15 protein-coding genes are annotated in these 21,303 nt (G+C 54.6%); 7 read left to right on the top strand and 8 right to left on the bottom strand.

Features of this window, described 5'->3' with window-relative positions:
- Positions 1-22: 22 nt before the first annotated feature.
- Positions 23-3,289 (bottom strand): DUF5107 domain-containing protein, encoded by a 3,267-nt coding sequence (locus OGY15_RS06770; RefSeq protein ID WP_286538860.1) that lies wholly within the window; start codon positions 3,287-3,289, stop codon positions 23-25.
- A gap of 114 nt (positions 3,290-3,403) precedes the next feature.
- On the opposite strand from OGY15_RS06770, the gene OGY15_RS06765 reads away from it, so the two are divergent.
- The gene (locus OGY15_RS06765) at positions 3,404-4,597 is read left to right on the top strand and encodes an ROK family transcriptional regulator (protein ID WP_286538859.1); all 1,194 of its coding nucleotides are present in this window, start codon (positions 3,404-3,406) and stop codon (positions 4,595-4,597) included.
- A 3-nt stretch (positions 4,598-4,600) separates the two neighbouring features.
- Here OGY15_RS06765 and hcaR read toward each other — a convergent pair whose 3' ends face one another.
- Entirely contained in the window at positions 4,601-5,494 is an 894-nt protein-coding gene (gene hcaR / locus OGY15_RS06760; protein WP_187258592.1) for a DNA-binding transcriptional regulator HcaR, read from the bottom strand.
- A 135-nt stretch (positions 5,495-5,629) separates the two neighbouring features.
- Between hcaR and hcaE the strand changes: the two genes are divergently transcribed.
- Genes hcaE through hcaD form a run of 5 tightly spaced genes read left to right on the top strand, consistent with a single transcriptional unit; the run spans position 5,630 to position 9,847 of the window.
- On the top strand, positions 5,630-6,991 hold the full coding sequence (gene hcaE / locus OGY15_RS06755) for a 3-phenylpropionate/cinnamic acid dioxygenase subunit alpha (RefSeq protein ID WP_286538858.1): 1,362 nt from the start codon (positions 5,630-5,632) through the stop codon (positions 6,989-6,991).
- Entirely contained in the window at positions 6,988-7,506 is a 519-nt protein-coding gene (hcaF, locus tag OGY15_RS06750; RefSeq protein ID WP_286538857.1) for a 3-phenylpropionate/cinnamic acid dioxygenase subunit beta, read from the top strand. The genes hcaE and hcaF overlap by 4 nt, the downstream gene beginning before the upstream one ends.
- Positions 7,506-7,826 (top strand): 3-phenylpropionate/cinnamic acid dioxygenase ferredoxin subunit, encoded by a 321-nt coding sequence (gene hcaC / locus OGY15_RS06745; RefSeq protein ID WP_151217675.1) that lies wholly within the window; start codon positions 7,506-7,508, stop codon positions 7,824-7,826. The genes hcaF and hcaC overlap by 1 nt, the downstream gene beginning before the upstream one ends.
- On the top strand, positions 7,823-8,635 hold the full coding sequence (gene hcaB / locus OGY15_RS06740) for a 3-phenylpropionate-dihydrodiol/cinnamic acid-dihydrodiol dehydrogenase (RefSeq protein WP_286538856.1): 813 nt from the start codon (positions 7,823-7,825) through the stop codon (positions 8,633-8,635). Before hcaC ends, hcaB begins: the two co-directional genes overlap by 4 nt.
- A gap of 9 nt (positions 8,636-8,644) precedes the next feature.
- Complete coding sequence (gene hcaD, locus OGY15_RS06735; RefSeq protein ID WP_286538855.1) at positions 8,645-9,847, top strand: phenylpropionate dioxygenase ferredoxin reductase subunit; 1,203 nt, start codon at positions 8,645-8,647, stop codon at positions 9,845-9,847.
- Between the two features lie 67 nt (positions 9,848-9,914).
- On the opposite strand, the gene glyA is transcribed toward hcaD, so the two are convergent.
- Positions 9,915-11,168 (bottom strand): serine hydroxymethyltransferase, encoded by a 1,254-nt coding sequence (glyA, locus tag OGY15_RS06730; RefSeq protein WP_187253566.1) that lies wholly within the window; start codon positions 11,166-11,168, stop codon positions 9,915-9,917.
- 326 nt (positions 11,169-11,494) lie between these two features.
- On the opposite strand from glyA, the gene hmpA reads away from it, so the two are divergent.
- The gene (gene hmpA / locus OGY15_RS06725; RefSeq protein ID WP_210904472.1) at positions 11,495-12,685 is read left to right on the top strand and encodes an NO-inducible flavohemoprotein; all 1,191 of its coding nucleotides are present in this window, start codon (positions 11,495-11,497) and stop codon (positions 12,683-12,685) included.
- A 96-nt stretch (positions 12,686-12,781) separates the two neighbouring features.
- Here the strand turns inward: hmpA and glnB are convergent, their stop codons facing one another.
- The 5 genes from glnB to purL form a co-directional block, all read right to left on the bottom strand.
- Positions 12,782-13,120 (bottom strand): nitrogen regulatory protein P-II, encoded by a 339-nt coding sequence (glnB, locus tag OGY15_RS06720; RefSeq protein ID WP_002914032.1) that lies wholly within the window; start codon positions 13,118-13,120, stop codon positions 12,782-12,784.
- Positions 13,121-13,180: 60 nt separating this feature from the next.
- A complete protein-coding gene (glrR, locus tag OGY15_RS06715; RefSeq protein ID WP_304502307.1) occupies positions 13,181-14,515 on the bottom strand; it encodes a two-component system response regulator GlrR in 1,335 nt (444 codons plus the stop codon).
- Positions 14,515-15,258 (bottom strand): two-component system QseEF-associated lipoprotein QseG, encoded by a 744-nt coding sequence (gene qseG / locus OGY15_RS06710; RefSeq protein ID WP_187253568.1) that lies wholly within the window; start codon positions 15,256-15,258, stop codon positions 14,515-14,517. Before qseG ends, glrR begins: the two co-directional genes overlap by 1 nt.
- A 22-nt stretch (positions 15,259-15,280) precedes the next feature.
- Positions 15,281-16,711 carry a two component system sensor histidine kinase QseE/GlrK gene (gene qseE, locus OGY15_RS06705; protein WP_151224096.1) on the bottom strand — a complete coding sequence of 477 codons (1,431 nt, stop codon included), beginning with the start codon at positions 16,709-16,711 and terminating at the stop codon, positions 15,281-15,283.
- Positions 16,712-17,299: 588 nt separating this feature from the next.
- Positions 17,300-21,187, bottom strand: coding sequence for a phosphoribosylformylglycinamidine synthase (gene purL, locus OGY15_RS06700; RefSeq protein WP_286538854.1), 3,888 nt, complete (start codon positions 21,185-21,187; stop codon positions 17,300-17,302).
- Positions 21,188-21,303 lie beyond the last annotated feature (116 nt).

The raw sequence follows: 21,303 nt of genomic DNA, 5'->3' as shown, positions 1-21,303 counted from the left end.
TCGCCCCCACCCATTTCAGGTATTACTGGAAAAGCCTTACGTTAATGGCGTGACGCAGCAGTAATGCCTTGTCATGCGCCGGATTAAGTTGCAGGAGTTCATCAAGATCACGCTGACAGGCTGCGCTATTTCCCAACCCCAGATGCCCAAGCGCATTGATAAACAGGCAGTGTTGCTGGTGTTTTGCTTGTGCAGAGGTATCCAGCACCACCAGATCGGGTAGCGATACAGCAAAGAAATCGACATCCGGCACGTTGTCGCGATTCAACTCAACCCATTGCAGGAAGCTGTTGAACAGAACATCCGCCTCTGCATCTTCGCCAAGTTTTCTCTGCGCCATTCCTTGCCAGAAGAGATAGTCCACCGGCTGGTCGTTGTAGTAACGTCCTGCATCCAACGAGCTACCGCCACGCGTCGCACGGGAGAAGTAGCGCTGAGACTCGTCAAAATGGCCTTGTTGCTGCGCGCAATGCCCCAGCAAATACCAGATGTCATTATCCGTTTGTCCGGGTAAACGTCCCTCGCCGAGGTTTTGCGGATAGTGCAGCGCCTGTTGCAGCTGCATAATAGCCGTTTGCGGGTCGCCGGACTGCACGGCAGCCAGCGCGCGATGCAATTGATTAAGCAGATATTGCCCGGTGGCTTTGCCTTCACCGCCTTCCCACGGATGGAACACCCGCTCGCGTAATACTGCGGCAGCATCGTCATAGCGCCCCAATCCATTCCATAGGCTGAGCAGTTCCACCGTCAGATCATCACGCTGGAAGACAATCTCTTTGCTGGCTTCCAGTCGCTGCAGGCGCTGTTCAACCGGTTGTGCCATCAGCTTATTGAGATAGTCGAGTTCAAACAGGAAGCGGGCATTTTGCGGATCCAGCGCCACAGCCTGCGACAGATACTGTTTCGCCTGCTGCGCATCGTGCAGTTTGTTCCAGGCGTAGATACCCAGTAAACGATGCACCGGGGCAAAATCTGCTTCCTGCGCAAGCGTAAATTGCCAGCAGGAAACCGCCTCGGCATAACGTCGTTTGCTGTACCAGAAACAACCGAGTAAATAGCGAGCAAATGCGCTCTGTTCGAGGCTCTGCAGCATCTGCACTTCATCCAACGTATTAGGGAAACGGACGCGGTTTTGCAGGCACGCGCGGGCTCGCTCAATGAAAGGTTGCGGGTCGTCGCTCAGTGAGGCGCGCCACAGCATCGGCAGCGTTTCCTGGCTGTCGAGCAGTTCCAGCACACCACGGGCAGCATCCTTTTGTCCGAAAGAGGTCAGCCAGCCCGCCAGTTCACACGCATTGGTCCCGCGACACCCGGTAATCGAAATCAGTGCTTGCGTCGTCGCCTCATCCTGGCAGATAGCCCAGCGCGCATAGTGCAGGGTATAACTGAGCGGATAATCCACCAACTGTTGGCGGATATAGTCCAGCGCTTGTTCACGACGATTAAGCCTGGACAACACCAGCGCTTTTAGCCCCATCGCCAGGTTGTTACTGCCGTTAAAGCGTAAGCTCTGCTCGACCTTTTCCAGTGCACCGGCGTAGTCCTGACGCTTCATCGCCAGACGCGCTAACGACCAGAATGCCGCATCCCGACAGTTACCGCTCCAGCTTGCCTTAAAATAGTTATCCCAGGCGCTGTCATCATCGCCCTGACGTTCCTGTGCGGCGGCCAGCAACATACTGGCCTCACCATCCCGTGGATTCTTATTGAGCTTATGCGCTCGCTCCAGCGCTTTGCCCGCACAATGTTCTGCCAACCCCCAGTCCGCGCGGTTTAACGCCAGCGTTCCGAGGGCAACATTATTGCGATAATCCAGCGGGTCAACCTCCAGCGCGCGACGATAATAATCTTCGGCATAGCGACTGGCGTGGTTGTACTGCTCCAGATGCTGACCAATGAAATAGAGTTCATCGGTATTAGACAGCGCTTCTGGTCGTGCTGGCGCGACGGCCGCTGAAGGTAGTGGTAACTCTTGCGCGATGTGCTCTTTGTACTGCAAAAGCGAAGTACCATCGGCACCAGTGACAGTCATCGTTACCCGCGCATGGTTATTGTCAGACACATCAGCCAGCCAACTTTGTCCAGGCTCCAGGGTCAGCGTATGCTCATAGAACGGTTGCCCATCTTCAGAAAGCGTAACCTGCACGTCGCACAGCGGCGCAATCGCATAAACCCCCACTGATAGCTGATTACTCTCACGTACCAGGCGCAGTGCCAGTTGCGTGCTGGCGTTTTGCACCATGCCCAGTTCGCTGTAGGGCAGGAAGTTTTGTACGAAGACTTTCTCTTCATACGGCGCAAGCCAGGTGAAATCCGGCTGGTTGTCGGTAAAGACCCCGGTCATCAGTTCAATATACGGACCGTTGTCATCGGTAAGGTTACGATCCCAGGCAACGCCAAAGTCGCCATAGCCCCAGGTCCACTGTTTTTTCCCTGGCGAAACGTGGTGATCGGCCACATGCAGCAGCCCGCCTCGCTCACCGTGATGCCATGCACCAACAAAATCATAATCTGATTTTTCAGCCATGTAGGAGGTCGGTACAGGAACGTTTTTGTAGCGCGAGATATCCACGCCAGCCGAGTAGTCCACTTTGTAGTATGTGCCGGTGGCAATGGGAAATGCAGAAACATCGCGCTTACCGTGGTCAAATACTGCGGTCACATCCGGCGGAAACACGCTCTGATGATCGTCACCGCCCTTCACCGCTGGATTCGCCCACCATAAAAAATGGCGCGGCGTGGCGTTACCATTAAACACCTTCCCGGTTATCTCGATCAGAGCGCGATCCGGATACAGCGTAAATCCGGTCATCACCTGTAAACCGCGCATAGGTTCTACTTCACCCATCCATACAGTATATTCGCCATGCTCACCCTGCTGCTGCGTAAAATCGACCGGCATAAAAGTGGTTGGGCGATGATGCTGCGGCCAGTTAAATTCAATGCCACCAGAGATCCACGGTCCAAGCAAACCAACCAGAGCGGGCTTCACCACTTCGTTGTAGTAGACAAAATCGCGCTGCTGTACTTTGTCATACGCTCGATGAATACGCCCGCCTAACTCCGGCAACAGCATGACGCGAATGAAGTCATTCTCCATCCACACCGCCTTGTAGTCGCGCATTTCACGTTTGCCGGTCAGCGTATCAATCACGCCATACGGATACACCGCGCCAGAAGATCCCTGATAAACCCTTTTCTCCAGAAACATGGGGTTAGCGTCTTCTTCACCCGCCGTCCACGTTGGGAGGGTGATCGTTTCTTGCCAGACTTTAACTGAACCGTACATGCCGCTCTCCACTCAATAAACAAAAGTAAAAATTCAACTTGATGCTATTCTGCGGCAGTTAAGTGGCGGTAAAATGCGCAATGCTCACGCAATATAGTTAAGGGAGTTAAGTGAATGCAACGTTCGGGGTTCAACAACGCCAGGGTTCGTCAGGCGAATAAGCAGATCTTTTTGTCGCACCTTTGGCGGGAAAAGCAGCTCAGCAAATCACAGCTGGCGCAGCTCACCAGTCTGTCGATCCCGGCGGTCAGCAATATCCTCGAAGAGCTGATGGATGAAGGGAGAATCAGCCACTCGCGAGAAACCTTAAGCCAGCGCGGTTTGAGCAGCGGCAGTTATCATTTGCCAGAAAAAGGCACATGGACGCTATGTATCAACGTCACCCCTACCAGCATCACCAGTCAACTGGCAGACGCACGGCTGGTTGCCATCGGCGCCTGGCGTCATGAGGTCATCAAGCCGGAAACGCCCAAAGCGCTGCTGTCGGCCCTGGCTGCACACTGGCGGGAATACCGTCGACAATTTCCCGAAGTCACGATTAATCTGGCGCTCGGCGTTCACGGCCAGGTTGATCCGATCACCGGCGCATCAAAAACCATGCCCCAGGCACCGTGGAAAACACCGGTGGAAATAAAATATCTGCTGGAAGAGATGCTCGGCGTTCAGGTCCGCCTGGACAATGACTGCGTGATGCTGGCGCTGGCCGAAAAATGGCAAAACCCAGCGGCTAACGGTGATTTTTGCGTGATTAACGTTGATTACGGTATCGGCTCATCGTTTGTGATAAACGACAATATCTGGCGCGGTAGTCTGTATGGCAGCGGTCAGATTGGACACACCATCATTCATCCCGATGGAATTGCCTGTGACTGCGGTCGCTATGGTTGCCTGGAAACGGTAGCGTCATTGAGCGCGTTGAAAAAACAGGCCCGCGTATGGATGAAATCGCAGCCGACATCCCTTTACGATCCGGAAACGCTCACCACCGACCAGCTTATTACTGCCTGGCAGAACGGTGATGTTCGTATTCAGGCCTGGGCCGAGCATGCCGCCAGCGCTATTGGACTAAGTTTATATAACTTTCTGAATATACTGAATATTAACCAAATATGGTTGTACGGACGTAGCTGCGCTTTCGGCGATAGCTGGCTTAATACGCTGGTGCAGCAAACTGGGTTTAACCCATTTGATCACGGTGATAACCCGCGCGCCAGAGCGACTCAAATAAGCTTCGGCCAGCTCAATCGCGCCCAGCAACTCATGGGAATTGGCTATCTGTATGTCGAGTCGCAGCTCAGCGAGTTGTAACCATTATACCATCAGGCTCACGGCCAAACGTTCATGTACCGTGGCGATAAAATCGGTCAGTGCCGGTTTGAGCGATCCTTTTTTCCACGCCATCAGCAAAGCAATGGTTGGGGCATCGCCAACAATAGGGCGAAAAACCACCTGCCCGGTATTAAAATTATTCATATAACCGGGTATCAAAGTCACCCCCAGCCCCATCCCGACCAGGTTCATCGTCACCAGAATATTGGTCGCTACTTGCACAATATTGGGCTGGCTTTTCTGCTGCTGAAACCAGTTTTTGACAATCATCGCTAACGCGCCGGAATACGCAGGATCGGTGCTGACAAAATTCACCCCGTGCAGCTGCTCTGCGGAGATCGCTGGTTCATTGGCTAACGGATGATTCACCGGTAACACCACCACCAACGGCTCATGAATGAGCTCCAGATAGTCCAACTCCGGGCTGTAAACCGGGTGGCGCATTAAGCCCACATCCAGCTCGCCGCGCAGGATCTTCTCCTCCTGCTCAGTGGTTATCAAACTTACCAGTTCAATATGCGTATCCGGCTGCTTTAAACGAAATAAAGGCAGCACCTTCGGCAGTAAATTCACCTCTGCAGAAGGGACAAAACCAATAGCAAAATGGTTATCTTCCTGTACCGTTTTACGGGCGCGAACTTTGGCGTTTTCAGCCTGCTCGAGGATCGTCAGCGCATCCTGTAAAAAGCACTCTCCCGCCGCCGTTAGCGCAACTTTTCGCTTATCGCGCACCAGTAACGGAACGCCCACGCAGGTTTCCAGATCGCGGATCTGACTGCTTAACGACGGCTGGGAGGTATGCAATTTTTCTGCCGCTCGGGTGAAATTCAGCGCCTGCGCCACCGCCACAAAATAGCGTAAGTGCCTCAGTTCCATGCCCTTCTCCTTGTTATCGAAAAAATGTCTCAACTGGTAGAAATTTACTATTTCACAGATTGATAACTAACCAGCAACATCCTTATGGCACAAAAAATGAAGGTCAATACATCTTAGCTTTCAGGATTAAAAAATATGACCACACCCTCAAATTTAGACATCTACCAACTGATCGACACGAAAAACGGTCGCGTAACCCCACGGATTTATACCGACCCTGAAATTTACCAACTGGAGCTGGAACGCATCTTCGGTCGCTGCTGGCTGTTTCTCGCCCACGAAAGCCAAATTCCCAAACCCGGTGATTTTTTTAACACTTACATGGGCGAAGATGCAGTCGTGGTAGTCCGCCAGAAAGACGGCAGCATCAAAGCGTTTCTCAACCAGTGCCGCCACCGCGCGATGCGCGTCAGCTATGCCGACTGCGGCAATACCCGTGCCTTTACCTGTCCGTATCACGGCTGGTCGTACGGCATTAACGGCGAGCTGATCGACGTCCCACTGGAACCACGCGCTTATCCGCAAGGTTTATGCAAATCGCCTTGGGGACTGAACGAAGTCCCTGGCGTCGAGAGCTATAAAGGGCTGATTTTCGGCAACTGGGATACCACCGCACCAACGCTTCGCGATTATCTCGGCGATATCGCCTGGTATCTCGATGGCGTGCTCGACCGCCGTGAAGGCGGCACCGAAATCGTCGGTGGCGTCCAGAAGTGGACTATCGACTGCAACTGGAAATTCCCCGCCGAACAGTTCGCCAGTGACCAGTATCACGCGCTGTTCAGCCATGCCTCAGCGGTACAGGTGCTGGGGGCGAAAGACGACGGTAGCGATAAGCGCCTCGGCGATGGTCAGACTGCCCGCCCGGTGTGGGAAACCGCCAAAGATGCGCTACAGTTCGGCCAGGACGGGCACGGCAGCGGATTTTTCTTTACTGAGAATCCCGATGCCAACGTGTGGGTAGACGGCGAAGTCTCCAGTTACTACCGTGACGCCTACACGGAAGCCGAACAACGCTTGGGCAAGGTTCGCGCCCTGCGCCTGGCCGGTCACAACAACATTTTCCCCACGCTTTCCTGGCTGAACGGTACCGCCACGCTGCGCGTCTGGCACCCACGCGGACCGGATCGGGTTGAAGTGTGGGCGTTCTGTCTTACTGATAAAGCCGCCTCCGACGAGGTGAAAGCCGCATTTGAAAACAGCGCCACCCGCGCCTTTGGTCCGGCCGGATTCCTTGAACAGGACGACTCGGAAAACTGGTGCGAGATTCAAAAACTGCTGAAGGGTCACCGGGCACGCAACACTAACCTGTGCCTCGAAATGGGCTTAGGCCAGGAAAAGCGCCGCGAAGACGGTATTCCGGGGATCACCAACTACATCTTTTCGGAAACCGCCGCGCGCGGCATGTATCAGCGCTGGGCCGATCTGCTCAGCAGCGAAAGCTGGCAGGATGTGCACGACAAAACCGCCGCTTACCAGCAGGAGGTGATGAAATGAGCGCGTTAGTTTCTCTCGAACTGTATCATCGCATCAGCCAGTTCCTGTATGAAGAAGCACGTCTGCTGGACGACTGGCAGTTTCGCGACTGGCTGGCGCTGCTCGATGACGACATTCGCTACACCATGCGTACCACGGTCAATGCCCAGACCCGCGACCGCCGCAAAGGCGTGCAGCCGCCGACCACCTGGATTTTCAACGATAACAAAGACCAGCTTGAGCGCCGCATCGCGCGGCTGGAAACCGGCATGGCCTGGGCGGAGGAGCCACCTTCCCGCACCCGTCATCTGATTGACAACTTACAAATCAGCGAAACCGACCAACCGGACGTGTTCGCCGTGCGCCTCAACTATCTGCTGTATCGCGCGCAAAAAGAGCGGGACGAGACGTTTTACGTCGGTACGCGCATGGACAAAGTGCGTCGTTTGCCCGGCGATGAGTGGCGCTTACTGGCGCGTGAGATCGTGCTGGATCAAGCGGTTATCACTTCCCATAACCTGAGTGTACTGTTCTGATGAGCCGTGTATTTGCCTGCTCCGCCACGGAGCTGCCGGATGGTGAAGCCCTCCGGCTGGAAACCTCGCCCGTCATCGCCCTGTTCAATGTTGGCGGCGAGTTTTATGCCATTAACGATCGCTGTAGCCACGGTAACGCCTCGATGTCCGAAGGTTATCTGGAAGACGATGCCACGGTGGAATGCCCGCTGCATGCGGCCAGCTTCTGCCTGAAAACCGGCAAGGCGTTGTGCTTACCTGCCACCGATCCGCTGACCACTTACGCGGTTTACGTGGAAGGCAGCGATGTATTTGTTGATATTCCAGAGGACGCCCGATGAGCGATTTACGCGATAACGTGGTTTTTATTACCGGCGGTGGCTCCGGCCTCGGCCTGGCGCTGGTCGAGCGCTTTATTGAAGAAGGCGCGAAGGTCGCCACGCTCGAACTGTCGCCAGCCAAAGTTGCCAGCCTGCGCCAGCGTTTTGGTGAACACGTGTTGGCGATAGAGGGCAACGTCACCTGCTACGCCGACTATCAGCGTGCGGTCGATCAAATCCTCACCGCGTTTGGCAAGCTGGACTGTTTTATTGGCAATGCGGGCATCTGGGATCATAACGCAACGCTGGTGAACACCTCTGCTGAGGCGCTGGAGAGCGGCTTTCACGAGTTATTTAACGTCAATGTGCTCGGCTATCTGCTTGGTGCAAAAGCCTGCGCCCCAGCGCTTATCGCCAGCGAAGGCAGCATTATCTTTACCCTGTCCAACGCCGCGTGGTACCCGGGCGGCGGCGGTCCTTTGTATACCGCCAGTAAGCATGCAGCTACCGGGCTGATTCGCCAATTGGCCTACGAGCTGGCACCAAAGGTACGTGTTAACGGTGTCGGTCCGTGCGGTATGGCCACCGATCTGCGCGGCCCACAGGCGCTGGGGCAAAGCGATACCTCGATTATGCAGTCGCTGACGCCGGAGAAAATCGCCGCGATTCTGCCGCTCCAGTTCTTCCCCGACCCTGCCGACTTTACCGGACCGTACGTGATGCTGGCGTCGCGTCACAACAACCGCACCTTAAGCGGCGTGATGATCAACGCTGATGCCGGACTGGGGATTCGAGGTATTCGTCACGTTGCCGCCGGGCTGGATCTGTAGGGAGTCGTTATGAGTGAACAGATTATAGCCATCATCGGCGGCGGTCAGGCGGGGGCAATGGCCGCCGCCGCGCTACGCCAGCAGGGGTTTAACGGGCCGTTACACCTCTTTTCTGACGAAGCGCATCTACCCTATGAACGCCCGCCGCTCTCCAAAGCCATGCTGCTGGACGATGCCCCGCAGCTTCAGCCGGTATTCCCCGCCAGTTGGTGGCAGGAACACAACGTGCAACTGCATCTCGGCGTTACGTTACGCCAGATTGATCGCGCCTCGCGTACGCTAACGCTGGCCGATGGTCAAACCTACCGCTGGTCGCAGTTGCTGCTGGCCACCGGCGCCGCTGCCAGGCCTTTGCCACTGCTCAATAAGCTGGGCGAGCGTTGCTTTACGCTGCGCCATGCTGGAGACGCCGAACGCCTGCGCGACGTGCTACAGCCGGGTAAGGCAATTGTGATCGTCGGTGCGGGCACGATTGGCCTGGAACTGGCGGCGAGTGCCACACAACGCGGTTGCAGGGTGACAGTGGTCGAGATGGCGTCGTCGGTAATGGGCCGCAACGCCCCTGCTCCGGTGCGCGACTACCTGCTTGCCCGCCACCAGCAGGCGGGCGTGCGGGTGTTACTCAACAGCGCCATTGAATACGCCGAAGCGGGGGAGTTTCTCTCGCTGACGCTGCAAAACGGCGAGACGCTGCTGGCCGATGCCGTGGTATACGGCATCGGTATCGTGGCGAATGATGCGCTGGCCCGCGACGCCGGTCTGGAAACGGCTAACGGCATTATCGTTGATAGCGCCTGCACCACCTCCGATCCGGACATTTTCGCCGCCGGTGATGTGGCGATAATGCGCTTGCCCGATGGTTCGTTAGTTCGTGTGGAAAGCTGGGAAAATGCCAATAATCAGGCACAGGTTGCAGCCGCCGCAATGCTCAACCAGCCGTTGCCCCACAAGACACCAGGCTGGTTCTGGACCGACCAATATCGCGATAATTTGCAGTTTATTGGCGAAATGCAGGGGCAAACATGGCTATGTCGTGGCAACCCTGAAAGGGGGAAAGCAATCTGGCTCCAGTTGCGCGATGGAGCGATAATTGGCGCAGCCGCGCTCAACAACGGGCGCGAAGTGCGTGTACTGCGTAAGCTTATTCAGTCAGAGCGAGCCTTGAGCGAGGAAGCGTTGTGTGATGAAGGCGTGGCGCTGAAATCGTTATGACTGCTGCCTGATATCGAACATAAAAAAGGCCGCATTCGCGGCCTTTTTCACAGCTAACTATTGACGCTTACGCGTAAACCGGGAAGCGTGCGCAGATGTCCAGAACTTTACCTTTGACGCGCTCAATTACGGCTTCGTCATTGATATTGTCCAGCACGTCACACATCCAGCCAGCCAGTTCTTTCGCTTCCGCTTCTTTGAAGCCGCGGCGAGTGATTGCCGGAGAACCGATACGGATACCGGAAGTCACAAACGGGCTCTTCGGATCGTTCGGCACGCTGTTTTTGTTGACGGTGATGTTGGCACGGCCCAGCGCAGCGTCAGCTTCTTTACCGGTCAGGTTTTTATCAACCAGGTCCAGCAGGAACAGGTGGTTTTCAGTACCGCCAGAAACCACTTTGTAACCACGGTTCAGGAACACTTCCACCATCGCTTTGGCGTTTTTAGCAACCTGCTGCTGGTAAACCTTGAACTCAGGCTCCATTGCTTCTTTCAGCGCCACGGCTTTCGCCGCGATCACGTGCATCAGCGGGCCACCCTGCGCACTTGGGAACACCGCAGAGTTCAGTTTTTTGTACAGCTCTTCATCACCGCCTTTCGCCAGGATCAGGCCGCCGCGCGGACCCGCCAGAGTTTTGTGGGTGGTGGTGGTGACAACGTGTGCGTGTGGAACCGGGTTCGGGTAAACGCCTGCGGCAATCAGACCCGCAACGTGCGCCATGTCAACGAACAGGTATGCGCCGATGCTGTCAGCGATTTCACGCATTTTGGCCCAGTCAACCACGCCAGAGTAAGCAGAGAAACCACCGATGATCATCTTCGGTTTGTGTTCTTTGGCCTGCTTCGCCATATCTTCGTAGTCAATTTTGCCGGAATCATCAATACCGTAAGGAATGATGTTGTACAGTTTGCCGGAGAAGTTAACCGGGGAGCCGTGAGTCAGGTGGCCGCCTTGTGCCAGGTTCATACCCAGAACGGTATCGCCCGGTTGCAGCAGAGCGGTGTAAACAGCGAAGTTAGCCTGAGAACCGGAGTGCGGCTGCACGTTAGCGTAGTCAGCGCCAAACAGCTCTTTTGCACGATCGATAGCCAGTTGTTCAACGATATCAACGTACTCACAACCGCCGTAGTAGCGCTTGCCCGGATAACCTTCAGCGTATTTATTGGTCAGCTGAGAACCCTGCGCCTGCATAACACGCGGGCTGGTATAGTTTTCGGAGGCGATCAGTTCGATGTGCTCTTCCTGACGTACTTTTTCCTGCTCCATAGCCTGCCACAGTTCGGCATCATAATCGGCAATGTTCATTTCACGCTTTAACATCCGCATCTCCTGACTCAGCTAACAATAAAATTTTCGGCCTTAAAAGGCGGTCCGTAGGACAACGGCGAACAGTATAACCGAATCATTCTTCGATAACAGGTCTTGACAAAGGATTTTACGCAAACGATTACCTTCACGGTACGCAAGGCTTTGGAGAACAAAGGTCTGCTGAATTTCAACGGATTTCTTTTCAGGTTTGTGATGCAGATTTTTCACGATGTAACCTTTACAACGCAAAGTTACAAAGAACCATTTACAATGCAGGGGTATTTTTTATAAGATGCATTTGACATACATCATTAAAGTCTCAGATAAAGGAAGACCGTATGCTTGACGCACAAACCATCGCTACAGTTAAAGCCACCATTCCCCTGCTGGTTGAAACAGGTCCGAAGCTGACCGCCCATTTCTACGATCGCATGTTTACGCATAACCCAGAGCTGAAAGAAATTTTCAACATGAGTAACCAGCGTAATGGCGATCAGCGCGAAGCGCTGTTTAACGCGATTGCCGCGTATGCCAGCAATATCGAAAACCTGGCGGCGCTGTTGCCAGCGGTTGAGAAAATCGCGCAGAAGCATACCAGCTTCCAGATTAAACCAGAGCAGTACAACATCGTGGGTGGTCATTTGCTGGCAACGCTGGACGAAATGTTCAGCCCAGGCCAGGAAGTCCTGGATGCGTGGGGTAAAGCGTATGGTGTACTGGCGAACGTTTTCATCAACCGTGAAGCGCAAATCTATAGCGAAAATGCCAATAAAAATGGCGGCTGGGAAGGTACTCGACCTTTCCGTATCGTGGCAAAAACGCCGCGAAGCGCGCTTATCACCAGCTTTGAGTTTGAGCCTGTCGACGGTGGCGCAGTAGCTGAATATCATCCGGGGCAATACCTGGGCGTCTGGCTGAAGCCGGAAGGTTTCCCGCATCAGGAAATTCGTCAGTACTCACTGACCCGTAAACCTGATGGCAAAGGCTATCGGATTGCCGTTAAGCGTGAAGACGGTGGTCAGGTTTCCACCTGGCTGCACAATCATGCGAATGTTGGCGACGTTGTTCACTTAGCCGCACCTGCGGGCGATTTCTTTATGGATGTCGCGACTAATACCCCTGTGTCTCTGATTTCCGCAGGCGTAGGTCAGACCCCAATGCTGGCGATGCTGGATACGCTGGCGAAAGCAAACCATGCGGCGCAGGTTAACTGGTTCCATGCGGCTGAAAACGGTGATGTCCATGCCTTCGCCGATGAAGTGAATGAACTCGGCAAAACGCTGCCGCGCTTTAGCGCACACACCTGGTATCGCGAGCCAACCGAAGCTGATCGCGCGAAAGGTGCGTTTGATAGTGTAGGTCTGATGGATCTGAATAAACTGGAAGGCGCAATCAGCGACCCGGCGATGCAGTTTTATCTGTGCGGTCCGGTTGGCTTTATGCAGTTTGCCGCAAAGCAGCTGGTTGGTCTGGGCGTAAAAAACGAGAACATTCATTACGAATGTTTCGGCCCACATAAAGTTCTGTAATTACGTTATGCCTGATGGCGCTGCGCTTCTCAGGCCTACGAGATATTGTAGGCCTGAGAAGGTGTTTACACCGCCATTCGGCAAGCACGGCGCGGCTTAGATTGCCGCGTCGTCTTCTTCACCGGTACGAATACGAATAACGCGAGCCACGTCAAAGACAAAAATCTTACCGTCACCGATTTTGCCGGTCTGGGCGGTACGAATAATGGTGTCGACGCAGGTATCTACGATGTCGTCGGTAACCACAATTTCAATTTTTACTTTCGGCAGAAAATCCACCATATATTCCGCGCCGCGGTACAGCTCGGTATGGCCTTTCTGACGGCCAAAGCCTTTGACCTCTGTTACAGTCATACCGGTAATGCCAACTTCGGCCAGCGCTTCGCGGACGTCGTCCAGCTTGAAGGGTTTAATAATCGCATCAATCTTTTTCATGCTATTCCTTGAAAAGGTCGCCTGTCTTTTGATCGGATAAACGTAACATAATCCGGAAAACTATTCTTTGAAATCGTTTGCATCTAACTCATGGCGAGAAAGCAACTTGTAGAACTCAGTGCGGTTGCGCCCAGCCATTCGCGCCGCATGGGTCACATTACCCTTGGTAATTTGCAGCAGCTTACGCAGGTAATTGAGTTCAAACTGATTACGCGCCTCAACAAAGGTCGGCAGCGCGGTGTTCTCCCCTTCCAGTGCCTGCTCCACCAGCGCATCGCTGATCACCGGGGAAGAGGTCAACGCGACGCACTGTTCAATCACGTTGACCAACTGACGCACGTTGCCCGGCCAACTGGCGGTCATTAACCGCTTCATGGCATCGGTTGAAAAGGCGCGCACGAACGGTTTATGTCGTTCAGCAGACTGGCGTAGCAGATGGTTTGCCAGCAGCGGAATATCTTCCGTACGTTCGGCCAGTGCCGGGATCTTCAGACTCACCACGTTGAGGCGATAGTACAAATCCTCGCGAAATTCTCCCCGCGCCATGGCTTTGGGTAAATCGCGGTGCGTCGCGGAAACGATCCGCACATCAATGTCGATATCGCGGTTACTTCCCAGCGGTCTGACTTTTCGTTCCTGCAACACGCGCAGTAATTTAACCTGCAACGGTGCTGGCATATCGCCAATCTCATCGAGAAACAGCGTCCCACCTTCCGCAGCCTGAAACAGCCCTTCACGATTACTCACCGCGCCGGTAAAAGCGCCGCGCGCATGGCCAAACAGTTCAGACTCCAGCAATTGTTCCGGCAACGCGCCGCAATTAATGGCAATAAAGGGTTTGTGGCTACGCGGGCTGGCGTTGTGAATCGCCTGAGCAAAAACTTCTTTCCCGGTCCCACTTTGGCCGTTGATGAGTACACTAACGTCCGACTGTGCCACCATTCGCGCCTGTTCCAACAAACGCAGCATCAGCGGACTGCGGGTGACAATGGACTCACGCCAGCTATCATCAGTAGCAGGCGCAGACTGTTCCAGCGCCCCGTCAATTGCGTGGTATAACGCGTCTTTATCGACCGGTTTGGTGAGAAAACTGAAGACCCCTTGCTGCGTCGCCGCTACGGCGTCAGGAATGGAGCCGTGAGCGGTGAGGATAATAACCGGCATTCCCGGCTGTACTTTCTGGATTTCCGTAAACAGCTGCATGCCGTCCATTTCATCCATGCGCAGATCGCTAATGACCAGATCCACTTTTTCGCGATTCAGTACCCGTAGCCCTTCCTGCCCGCTTTCCGCAGTCACGACGCTGTAACCTTCGCTGGTCAGTCGCATACCGAGTAATTTCAACAGCCCCGGATCATCATCCACCAGCAGCAAATGCGCGGGCTTACGGCTTATCATGGCGTTACCTCATCGGCAGGCGGCGTGGCACCGTCCTCGTTATCAGGTGTAGTGAGTTTATCGTTCCCGTGCGGCGCATCAGGATTGTAGTTACCGGCGGGTTTGCGCGTGGAAAGCTGGCGCTCAATATCGGTCAGATTCTCCAGCTTGCGGGTCGTGAGATCGAGCTGGGACTGCAAATGCTGTTGCTGCTGACGCAGCGTATCGAGCTCGCTGTCTGACGCCTGCTGGAGCTTACTGTAACGCATGCGTTCTTCAGCAAGCTGTAATTGCAACAGTTGGTTACGAAACCAGGCCTGATAAAGCGGTCGAACCTGAGTCGGAATTTGTGGACTTAACGCATCGAGACGCGTAACTGCCTCCTGCCGTTCAGGCGGGGTAATACGGGCGTTATCAAGCAGGATCCCGCGTTTGAAAGCACCCTGCCAGGTATCCGTGAGTTGAGCACTGGCCTCACTGCGCGCCTGCACAGGCATCATGCGATCGGCGCAATCCATCGCCCGCAGCCAATACAGCGGGTTGGTATCCGTGGACTGACCCGTTAGCGACCAGATATCCGCACACTCGGTTGCAAGGTAGTCAGCAAGTTGATGAGGTGGAATTTTCTCCTGCGAGGGATCGCCGATGATATGATTCACCGCGTTCGGAACGCAGCCAACCAGCACCAGACACGGCAGGCTTGCGAGGATAACGCGACGGAAAAAATGTCGTTTAAGCATTCTGACAACAACGTAAGGCATACTCACCAGACTTAGGTTTATTTTAGTGATTTTTCGCAGCAGCTAGCGGCAGTTCTATGCGAAAACAAACGTTTTGCGCATGGTCATCAACCAGATACAGTTTGCCCCGCATACGGCGGATGCAATCTCTGGCAATGCTCAGCCCCAACCCGCTTCCTTTTACCGCCCCTTTTCGCTGATGGCTCCCCTGGAAAAAAGGCTCGAAGATCATGGTCTGTTCTGCTTCTGGGATCGGTGTGCCGGTATTCATTACATCAATATATACCGTTGAGCCATGCAAACTGCTGCGGATCCAAATGTTACCGGATTCAGCGCCGTAGTGCACCGCATTGGAATAAAGATTGTCCAGCACGCTCATTAATAGCATCGGCTCTGCCAGGCAGGCGTTCACCGCAAGCGCAACATCAGTATGGATCATTTTGGCGCGGGCGGGCAGGCTATGCGCAGAAACCACGTTTTCCACCAGCGGGGCGATTTCTACACTTTCAAGCTCAACCTCGTCATCCGCCAGCTTGCGGTTGTAATCGAGAAGCTGCTCAATCAGTTTTTGCAGATTGCGGCTGCTGTCATCGAGAATACCGACCACCTCTTTTTGCTCCGGTGTTAACGGGCCCACTACCTGATCGGCCAGCAATTCGGTACCTTCGCGCATACTCGCCAGCGGTGTTTTCAGCTCATGAGAAAGATGGCGTAAAAACTGATGCCGCTGCGACTCAAGCCAGGAAAGACGTTCGCTCAGCCAGATAATACGCTGCCCCACGGATCGCAGCTCACGGGGCCCGGTAAATAACACGCTATCACCCAGCGAGCGCCCTTCTCCCAGACGGTTGATCATCCGTTCGATGCCCTTCACCGGACCGATAATCATGCGGGTAAACAGCAGCACCATTGCCAGGCTAACGAGAAACAGCACCAGCGCCTGCCAGCCGAAGAACTGACCTCGCTCGGCTATCTCCTGCTGTAGTTGCTGTCCACGAGAAAAGACGACAGTCCGCGTCGCTTGTACCATCTCAGTATTGGCATTGGCGAACGCTTCCAGCCGCGCGGCCGCCACGCTGTCAGGACCACTGTTACGACACTGCAACTGCGCGAGATCGTTGATGTCCTGGCGTAACGCCTGATAGAGCCGGTTATCCGGCAACACGCCTGCATGCGCATCCAGCATGTCGCTGTAGCGTTTACGTTGACTCTGGTAAACCTTAGCTAACGTTGGGTCATCAAGTACACAGTATTGGCGGTAGCTACGCTCCATCTCAAGGGCAGCATTGGTCATCGCTTCACTGCGTCTGGCGTCAATCAGCGTCGTTCGGTTCGTCAGAGCCGCCTGCGCGCTCAGGGCATTCAGGCTTTGCCACGCCTGCCAGGCCAAAACTAACAACGGCAACAGGATAAGCAAAAATGCCAACGTCACCAGTTGACGTAAAGATCGGGGAAAAACTGACCAGCGCTTCAAGGCGTTACTCTCAATGGACAGGAATAGGTTGATGCTAACTGAGGGAAACGCCAGATACAACAAAGCCGGGATTAACCCGGCTTTGTTGTGGAATAAGGCGGTGCCTAACTCGACGTTTCGCCCGAAGGTTGATATAGCTACGCTAATATCAGATGTTGGACGGCAGGCACCTTGTTGTGCGTCATTCGAAGTTTATGTAGCACGTCCCGAAGGGGCTGACATAAGAAGGTGAATGAGCCACTGATTAATATTATGCAGCATCTGTGCCAATATTCAAAACATTTTATTAACACAATGATATATATAGAAAATATCATTATTTATCTGAAAAATGATATTGTCCGTTTTTTACCCATACCGTCGCCAATCAGCAACACCTGTAGCATTTAAAAACAAATTTATTGTAAATCATATAATTAAATGTCTCTTTTTGGCGACACCCCAACCCCGCCAATGTCGGGATTTCGAGACACATTAATTCTGTGCCATAAGCGCTGAGGTATTGCCGGATGACGGCGTGAACGCCTTAATTGGTCTGCGCCATAAAAAAAGCCCCTCACGAAGAGGGGCTTAATGATTACAGGCTAATTAACCCAACTGTTTACGCGCGTTACGGAAAATGCGCATCCACGGGCTGTCCTCACCCCAGTTTTCCGGGTGCCAGGAGTTACTCACGGTACGGAACACGCGTTCCGGGTGCGGCATCATAATGGTAACGCGACCATTTTCCGTGGTAACAGCGGTAATACCGTTCGGCGAACCGTTCGGGTTAGCCGGGTAGGTCTCGGTCACCTTACCGAAATTATCAACATAGCGCAGGGCCACCAGACCTTTGCTCTCGAGCTGAGCCAGATGCGCACCGTCACGCACTTCCACACGACCTTCGCCGTGAGAAACGGCAATCGGCATCATCGAACCCACCATATCGGCAAGCAGTAAAGACGGGCTTTGCGTCACTTCAACCAAACTGAAGCGGGCTTCAAAACGATCGGAGTGATTGCGTACAAAGCGCGGCCACAGGTCGCTTCCCGGGATCAGCTCACGCAGGTTAGACATCATCTGGCAACCGTTACACACCCCGAGCGCCAGCGTTTGCGGGCGATGGAAGAAGGTTTCGAACTCATCACGCACGCGGTTGTTGAACAGAATTGACTTCGCCCAACCTTCCCCTGCGCCGAGCACATCGCCGTAAGAGAAGCCGCCGCAGGCTACCAGCGCCTGGAAATTACCCAGGCCGATGCGTCCCCCCAGCAGATCGCTCATGTGTACATCAATAGCGTCAAAGCCCGCACGGTGGAAAGCTGCCGCCATTTCGACATGGGAGTTAACGCCCTGCTCGCGCAGCACGGCCACTTTCGGACGCGCGCCAGTGGCGATGTACGGAGCAGCAACGTCTTCATTGATATCAAATGACAGTTTAACGTTAAGGCCAGGGTCGGCATCGTTGGTTTTAGCGTCGTGTTCCTGATCGGCACACTCCGGGTTGTCGCGCAGACGCTGCATCTGCCAGGTGGTTTCCGCCCACCACATACGCATCGTGGTGCGGCTTTCGCTGAACACCGCATGACCGTCAGCTTCAACCACGAAGCGGTCGCCCTGCACGGCTTTCCCCAGATAGTGCACGCAATCGGCCAGGCCATGTTGAGCCAGCAACGCCTCAACCGCTTCACGATCAGCTGTGCGAACCTGAATCACCGCGCCAAGCTCTTCGTTAAACAGCGCAGCCAGACGATCGTCACCCAGAGAGTGGATATCAGCTTCAATACCGCAGTGACCGGTGAAGGCCATTTCCGCCAGCGTAACCAGCAGCCCGCCGTCTGAACGGTCGTGGTAGGCCAGCAGCTTACGCTGTGCCACCAGCGCCTGAATGGCGTCGTAGAAGCCTTTCAGTTGCTCAACGTTACGCACATCAGCAGGCTTATCGCCCAGTTGACGGTAAACCTGCGCCAACGCTGTTGCACCCAGCGCGTTGTGACCAAGACCAAGGTCAATCAGCAACAGGGCATTGTCTTCAGTAGAAAGCTGCGGGGTAATCGTGTGGCGCACGTCTTCCACGCGGGCAAAGGCGGTGATCACCAGCGACAGCGGCGAGGTCATTTCACGCTGTTCGTTGCCTTCCTGCCAGCGGGTTTTCATCGACATAGAGTCTTTGCCCACCGGAATGGTCAGGCCAAGCGCCGGACATAATTCTTCCCCAACGGCTTTTACCGCTTCGTACAGTCCGGCGTCTTCGCCAGGGTGACCCGCAGCAGCCATCCAGTTAGCCGACAGTTTAATGCGTTTGATATCGCCAATCTGCGTTGCCGCAATGTTGGTCAGCGCCTCACCTACAGCCAGACGCGCAGAGGCAGAGAAGTCGAGCAATGCGACTGGCGCGCGCTCGCCAAGAGACATCGCTTCACCGTAGTAGCTATCAAGGCTTGCGGTAGTGACCGCACAGTTGGCGACCGGGATCTGCCATGGCCCCACCATCTGGTCACGCGCGACCATGCCGGTAACGGTACGGTCGCCGATGGTCACAAGGAACGTTTTTTCAGCAACAGTCGGCAGATGCAGCACACGGTTAACCGCATCTGCAATCGAGATTTCGCCACGATTCAGGGCATCGCCTTTGGCTTTCAGCGTCTGCACATCGCGGGTCATTTTCGGCGTTTTGCCCAACAGCACATCGAGCGGCATGTCGATCGGCTGATTGTCGAAGTGGCTATCGCTCAGTGTCAGATGCTGTTCTTCGGTGGCTTCACCGATCACCGCATACGGCGCGCGCTCGCGCTTACACAGTTCGTCAAACAGCGGTAGCTGGTCAGCGGCAACCGCCAGCACATAACGCTCCTGGGATTCGTTACACCAGATTTCCAGCGGGCTCATGCCCGGTTCGTCGCTGAGGATATCGCGCAGCTGGAACTTACCGCCGCGACCACCATCGCTTACCAGCTCAGGCATGGCGTTTGACAGGCCGCCAGCGCCAACGTCATGGATAAACAGGATCGGGTTGGCATCGCCCATCTGCCAGCAGCGGTCGATAACTTCCTGGCAACGACGTTCCATTTCCGGGTTGTCACGCTGTACGGAGGCAAAGTCGAGGTCCGCATCAGACTGGCCGGAAGCCATAGAAGAGGCCGCACCACCGCCAAGACCGATGTTCATTGCCGGCCCGCCGAGGACGATCAGCTTAGCGCCAACGACGATCTCGCCTTTCTGTACATGATCGGCACGGATGTTACCGATCCCGCCTGCCAGCATGATCGGTTTATGGTAACCGCGCAGTTCTTCGCCGTTGTGACTGTTAACCTTTTCTTCATAGGTGCGGAAATACCCCGTCAGCGCCGGGCGACCAAATTCATTATTAAACGCCGCGCCGCCCAGTGGCCCTTCGGTCATGATATCGAGTGCGGTAACAATACGGTCCGGCTTACCGAAATCTTCTTCCCATGGCTGTTCAAAGCCTGGAATACGCAGGTTGGAAACGGAGAAACCCACCAGCCCTGCTTTCGGTTTTGCACCACGACCGGTTGCCCCCTCGTCGCGGATTTCGCCGCCGGAGCCGGTTGCCGCACCCGGCCACGGAGAGATAGCCGTCGGATGGTTGTGGGTTTCTACCTTCATCAGGATGTGGGCTGGCTCCTGATGGAAATCGTAGCGGCCGGTTTTGTGGTCGGCAAAGTAACGACCCACTTCAGAACCTTCCATTACCGCAGCGTTGTCTTTATAGGCAGACAGCACGTGGTCCGGCGTAGTTTCAAAGGTATTTTTGATCATCTTGAACAGCGACTTCGGCTGCTGTTTACCATCGATAATCCAGTCGGCGTTAAAAATCTTGTGGCGGCAGTGCTCGGAGTTTGCCTGCGCAAACATGTACAGTTCAATGTCGTTCGGGTTGCGTCCCAGTTTGGTGAACGCATCCTGCAGATAGTCGATTTCGTCTTCCGCCAGCGCCAGGCCCAGACGCAGGTTAGCGTCGATCAGTGCCTGGCGTCCCTCACCCAGCAGATCAACGCTTAAGACCGGTGCCGGCTGATGATGTACAAACAGCTTTTCGGCATCGTTCAGTGCTGGGAAAACTGTTTCCATCATGCGGTCGTGCAGTTCATCGGCAACCATCTGCCACTGCTCAGCGGTCAACGTAGAGGCCTCAACATACCAGGCAATGCCACGTTCCAGGCGGCTAATCTGCTGCAGGCCGCAGTTGTGGGCAATATCAGTCGCTTTAGAAGACCACGGGGAGATGGTGCCAGGGCGAGGCGTAACCAGCAGCAGTTTGCCTTCAGGGGCGTGGCTGTGAAGAGCAGGACCATATTTCAGCAGACGTGCTAGTTGTGCGTGCTCGTCCTCATTCAGCGGTGCATTCAGATCGGCAAAATGGACGTACTCGGCGTAAATATTGTGGACCTGGAGGTTGGCAGCCTGAAAACGTGCCAGCAGTTTGTTAATACGGAATGCAGACAGTGCAGGTGAACCACGCAGAATTTCCATCATAAGTCTCTCGTCTTCTAAGCTTTCGGTGTGCCCAAGTGGGGGAAACGGGCGTCATTATAAAGAATCTGGCGCGCCGACGAAACCGTTTGCGTCGAAATAAAATCACGACCATTTCT

The organism is Citrobacter sp. Cu231 (genome assembly GCF_030332265.1).
GTDB classification, from domain to species: domain Bacteria; phylum Pseudomonadota; class Gammaproteobacteria; order Enterobacterales; family Enterobacteriaceae; genus Citrobacter; species Citrobacter meridianamericanus.
This window is presented reverse-complemented; position numbering and strand designations above follow the sequence as displayed.

What these genes read in the sequence shown, in the direction of transcription:
- hmpA (WP_210904472.1), top strand. Translation starts at nt 11,495, where the DNA reads ATGCTTGACGCACAAACCATCGCTACAGTTAAAGCCACCATTCCCCTG.
- hcaR (WP_187258592.1), bottom strand. Translation starts at nt 5,494, where the DNA reads ATGGAACTGAGGCACTTACGCTATTTTGTGGCGGTGGCGCAGGCGCTG.
- hcaD (WP_286538855.1), top strand. Translation starts at nt 8,645, where the DNA reads ATGAGTGAACAGATTATAGCCATCATCGGCGGCGGTCAGGCGGGGGCA.
- hcaC (WP_151217675.1), top strand. Translation starts at nt 7,506, where the DNA reads ATGAGCCGTGTATTTGCCTGCTCCGCCACGGAGCTGCCGGATGGTGAA.
- glnB (WP_002914032.1), bottom strand. Translation starts at nt 13,120, where the DNA reads ATGAAAAAGATTGATGCGATTATTAAACCCTTCAAGCTGGACGACGTC.
- glyA (WP_187253566.1), bottom strand. Translation starts at nt 11,168, where the DNA reads ATGTTAAAGCGTGAAATGAACATTGCCGATTATGATGCCGAACTGTGG.
- OGY15_RS06770 (WP_286538860.1), bottom strand. Translation starts at nt 3,289, where the DNA reads ATGTACGGTTCAGTTAAAGTCTGGCAAGAAACGATCACCCTCCCAACG.
- qseG (WP_187253568.1), bottom strand. Translation starts at nt 15,258, where the DNA reads ATGCCTTACGTTGTTGTCAGAATGCTTAAACGACATTTTTTCCGTCGC.
- OGY15_RS06765 (WP_286538859.1), top strand. Translation starts at nt 3,404, where the DNA reads ATGCAACGTTCGGGGTTCAACAACGCCAGGGTTCGTCAGGCGAATAAG.
- hcaB (WP_286538856.1), top strand. Translation starts at nt 7,823, where the DNA reads ATGAGCGATTTACGCGATAACGTGGTTTTTATTACCGGCGGTGGCTCC.
- purL (WP_286538854.1), bottom strand. Translation starts at nt 21,187, where the DNA reads ATGATGGAAATTCTGCGTGGTTCACCTGCACTGTCTGCATTCCGTATT.
- hcaE (WP_286538858.1), top strand. Translation starts at nt 5,630, where the DNA reads ATGACCACACCCTCAAATTTAGACATCTACCAACTGATCGACACGAAA.
- hcaF (WP_286538857.1), top strand. Translation starts at nt 6,988, where the DNA reads ATGAGCGCGTTAGTTTCTCTCGAACTGTATCATCGCATCAGCCAGTTC.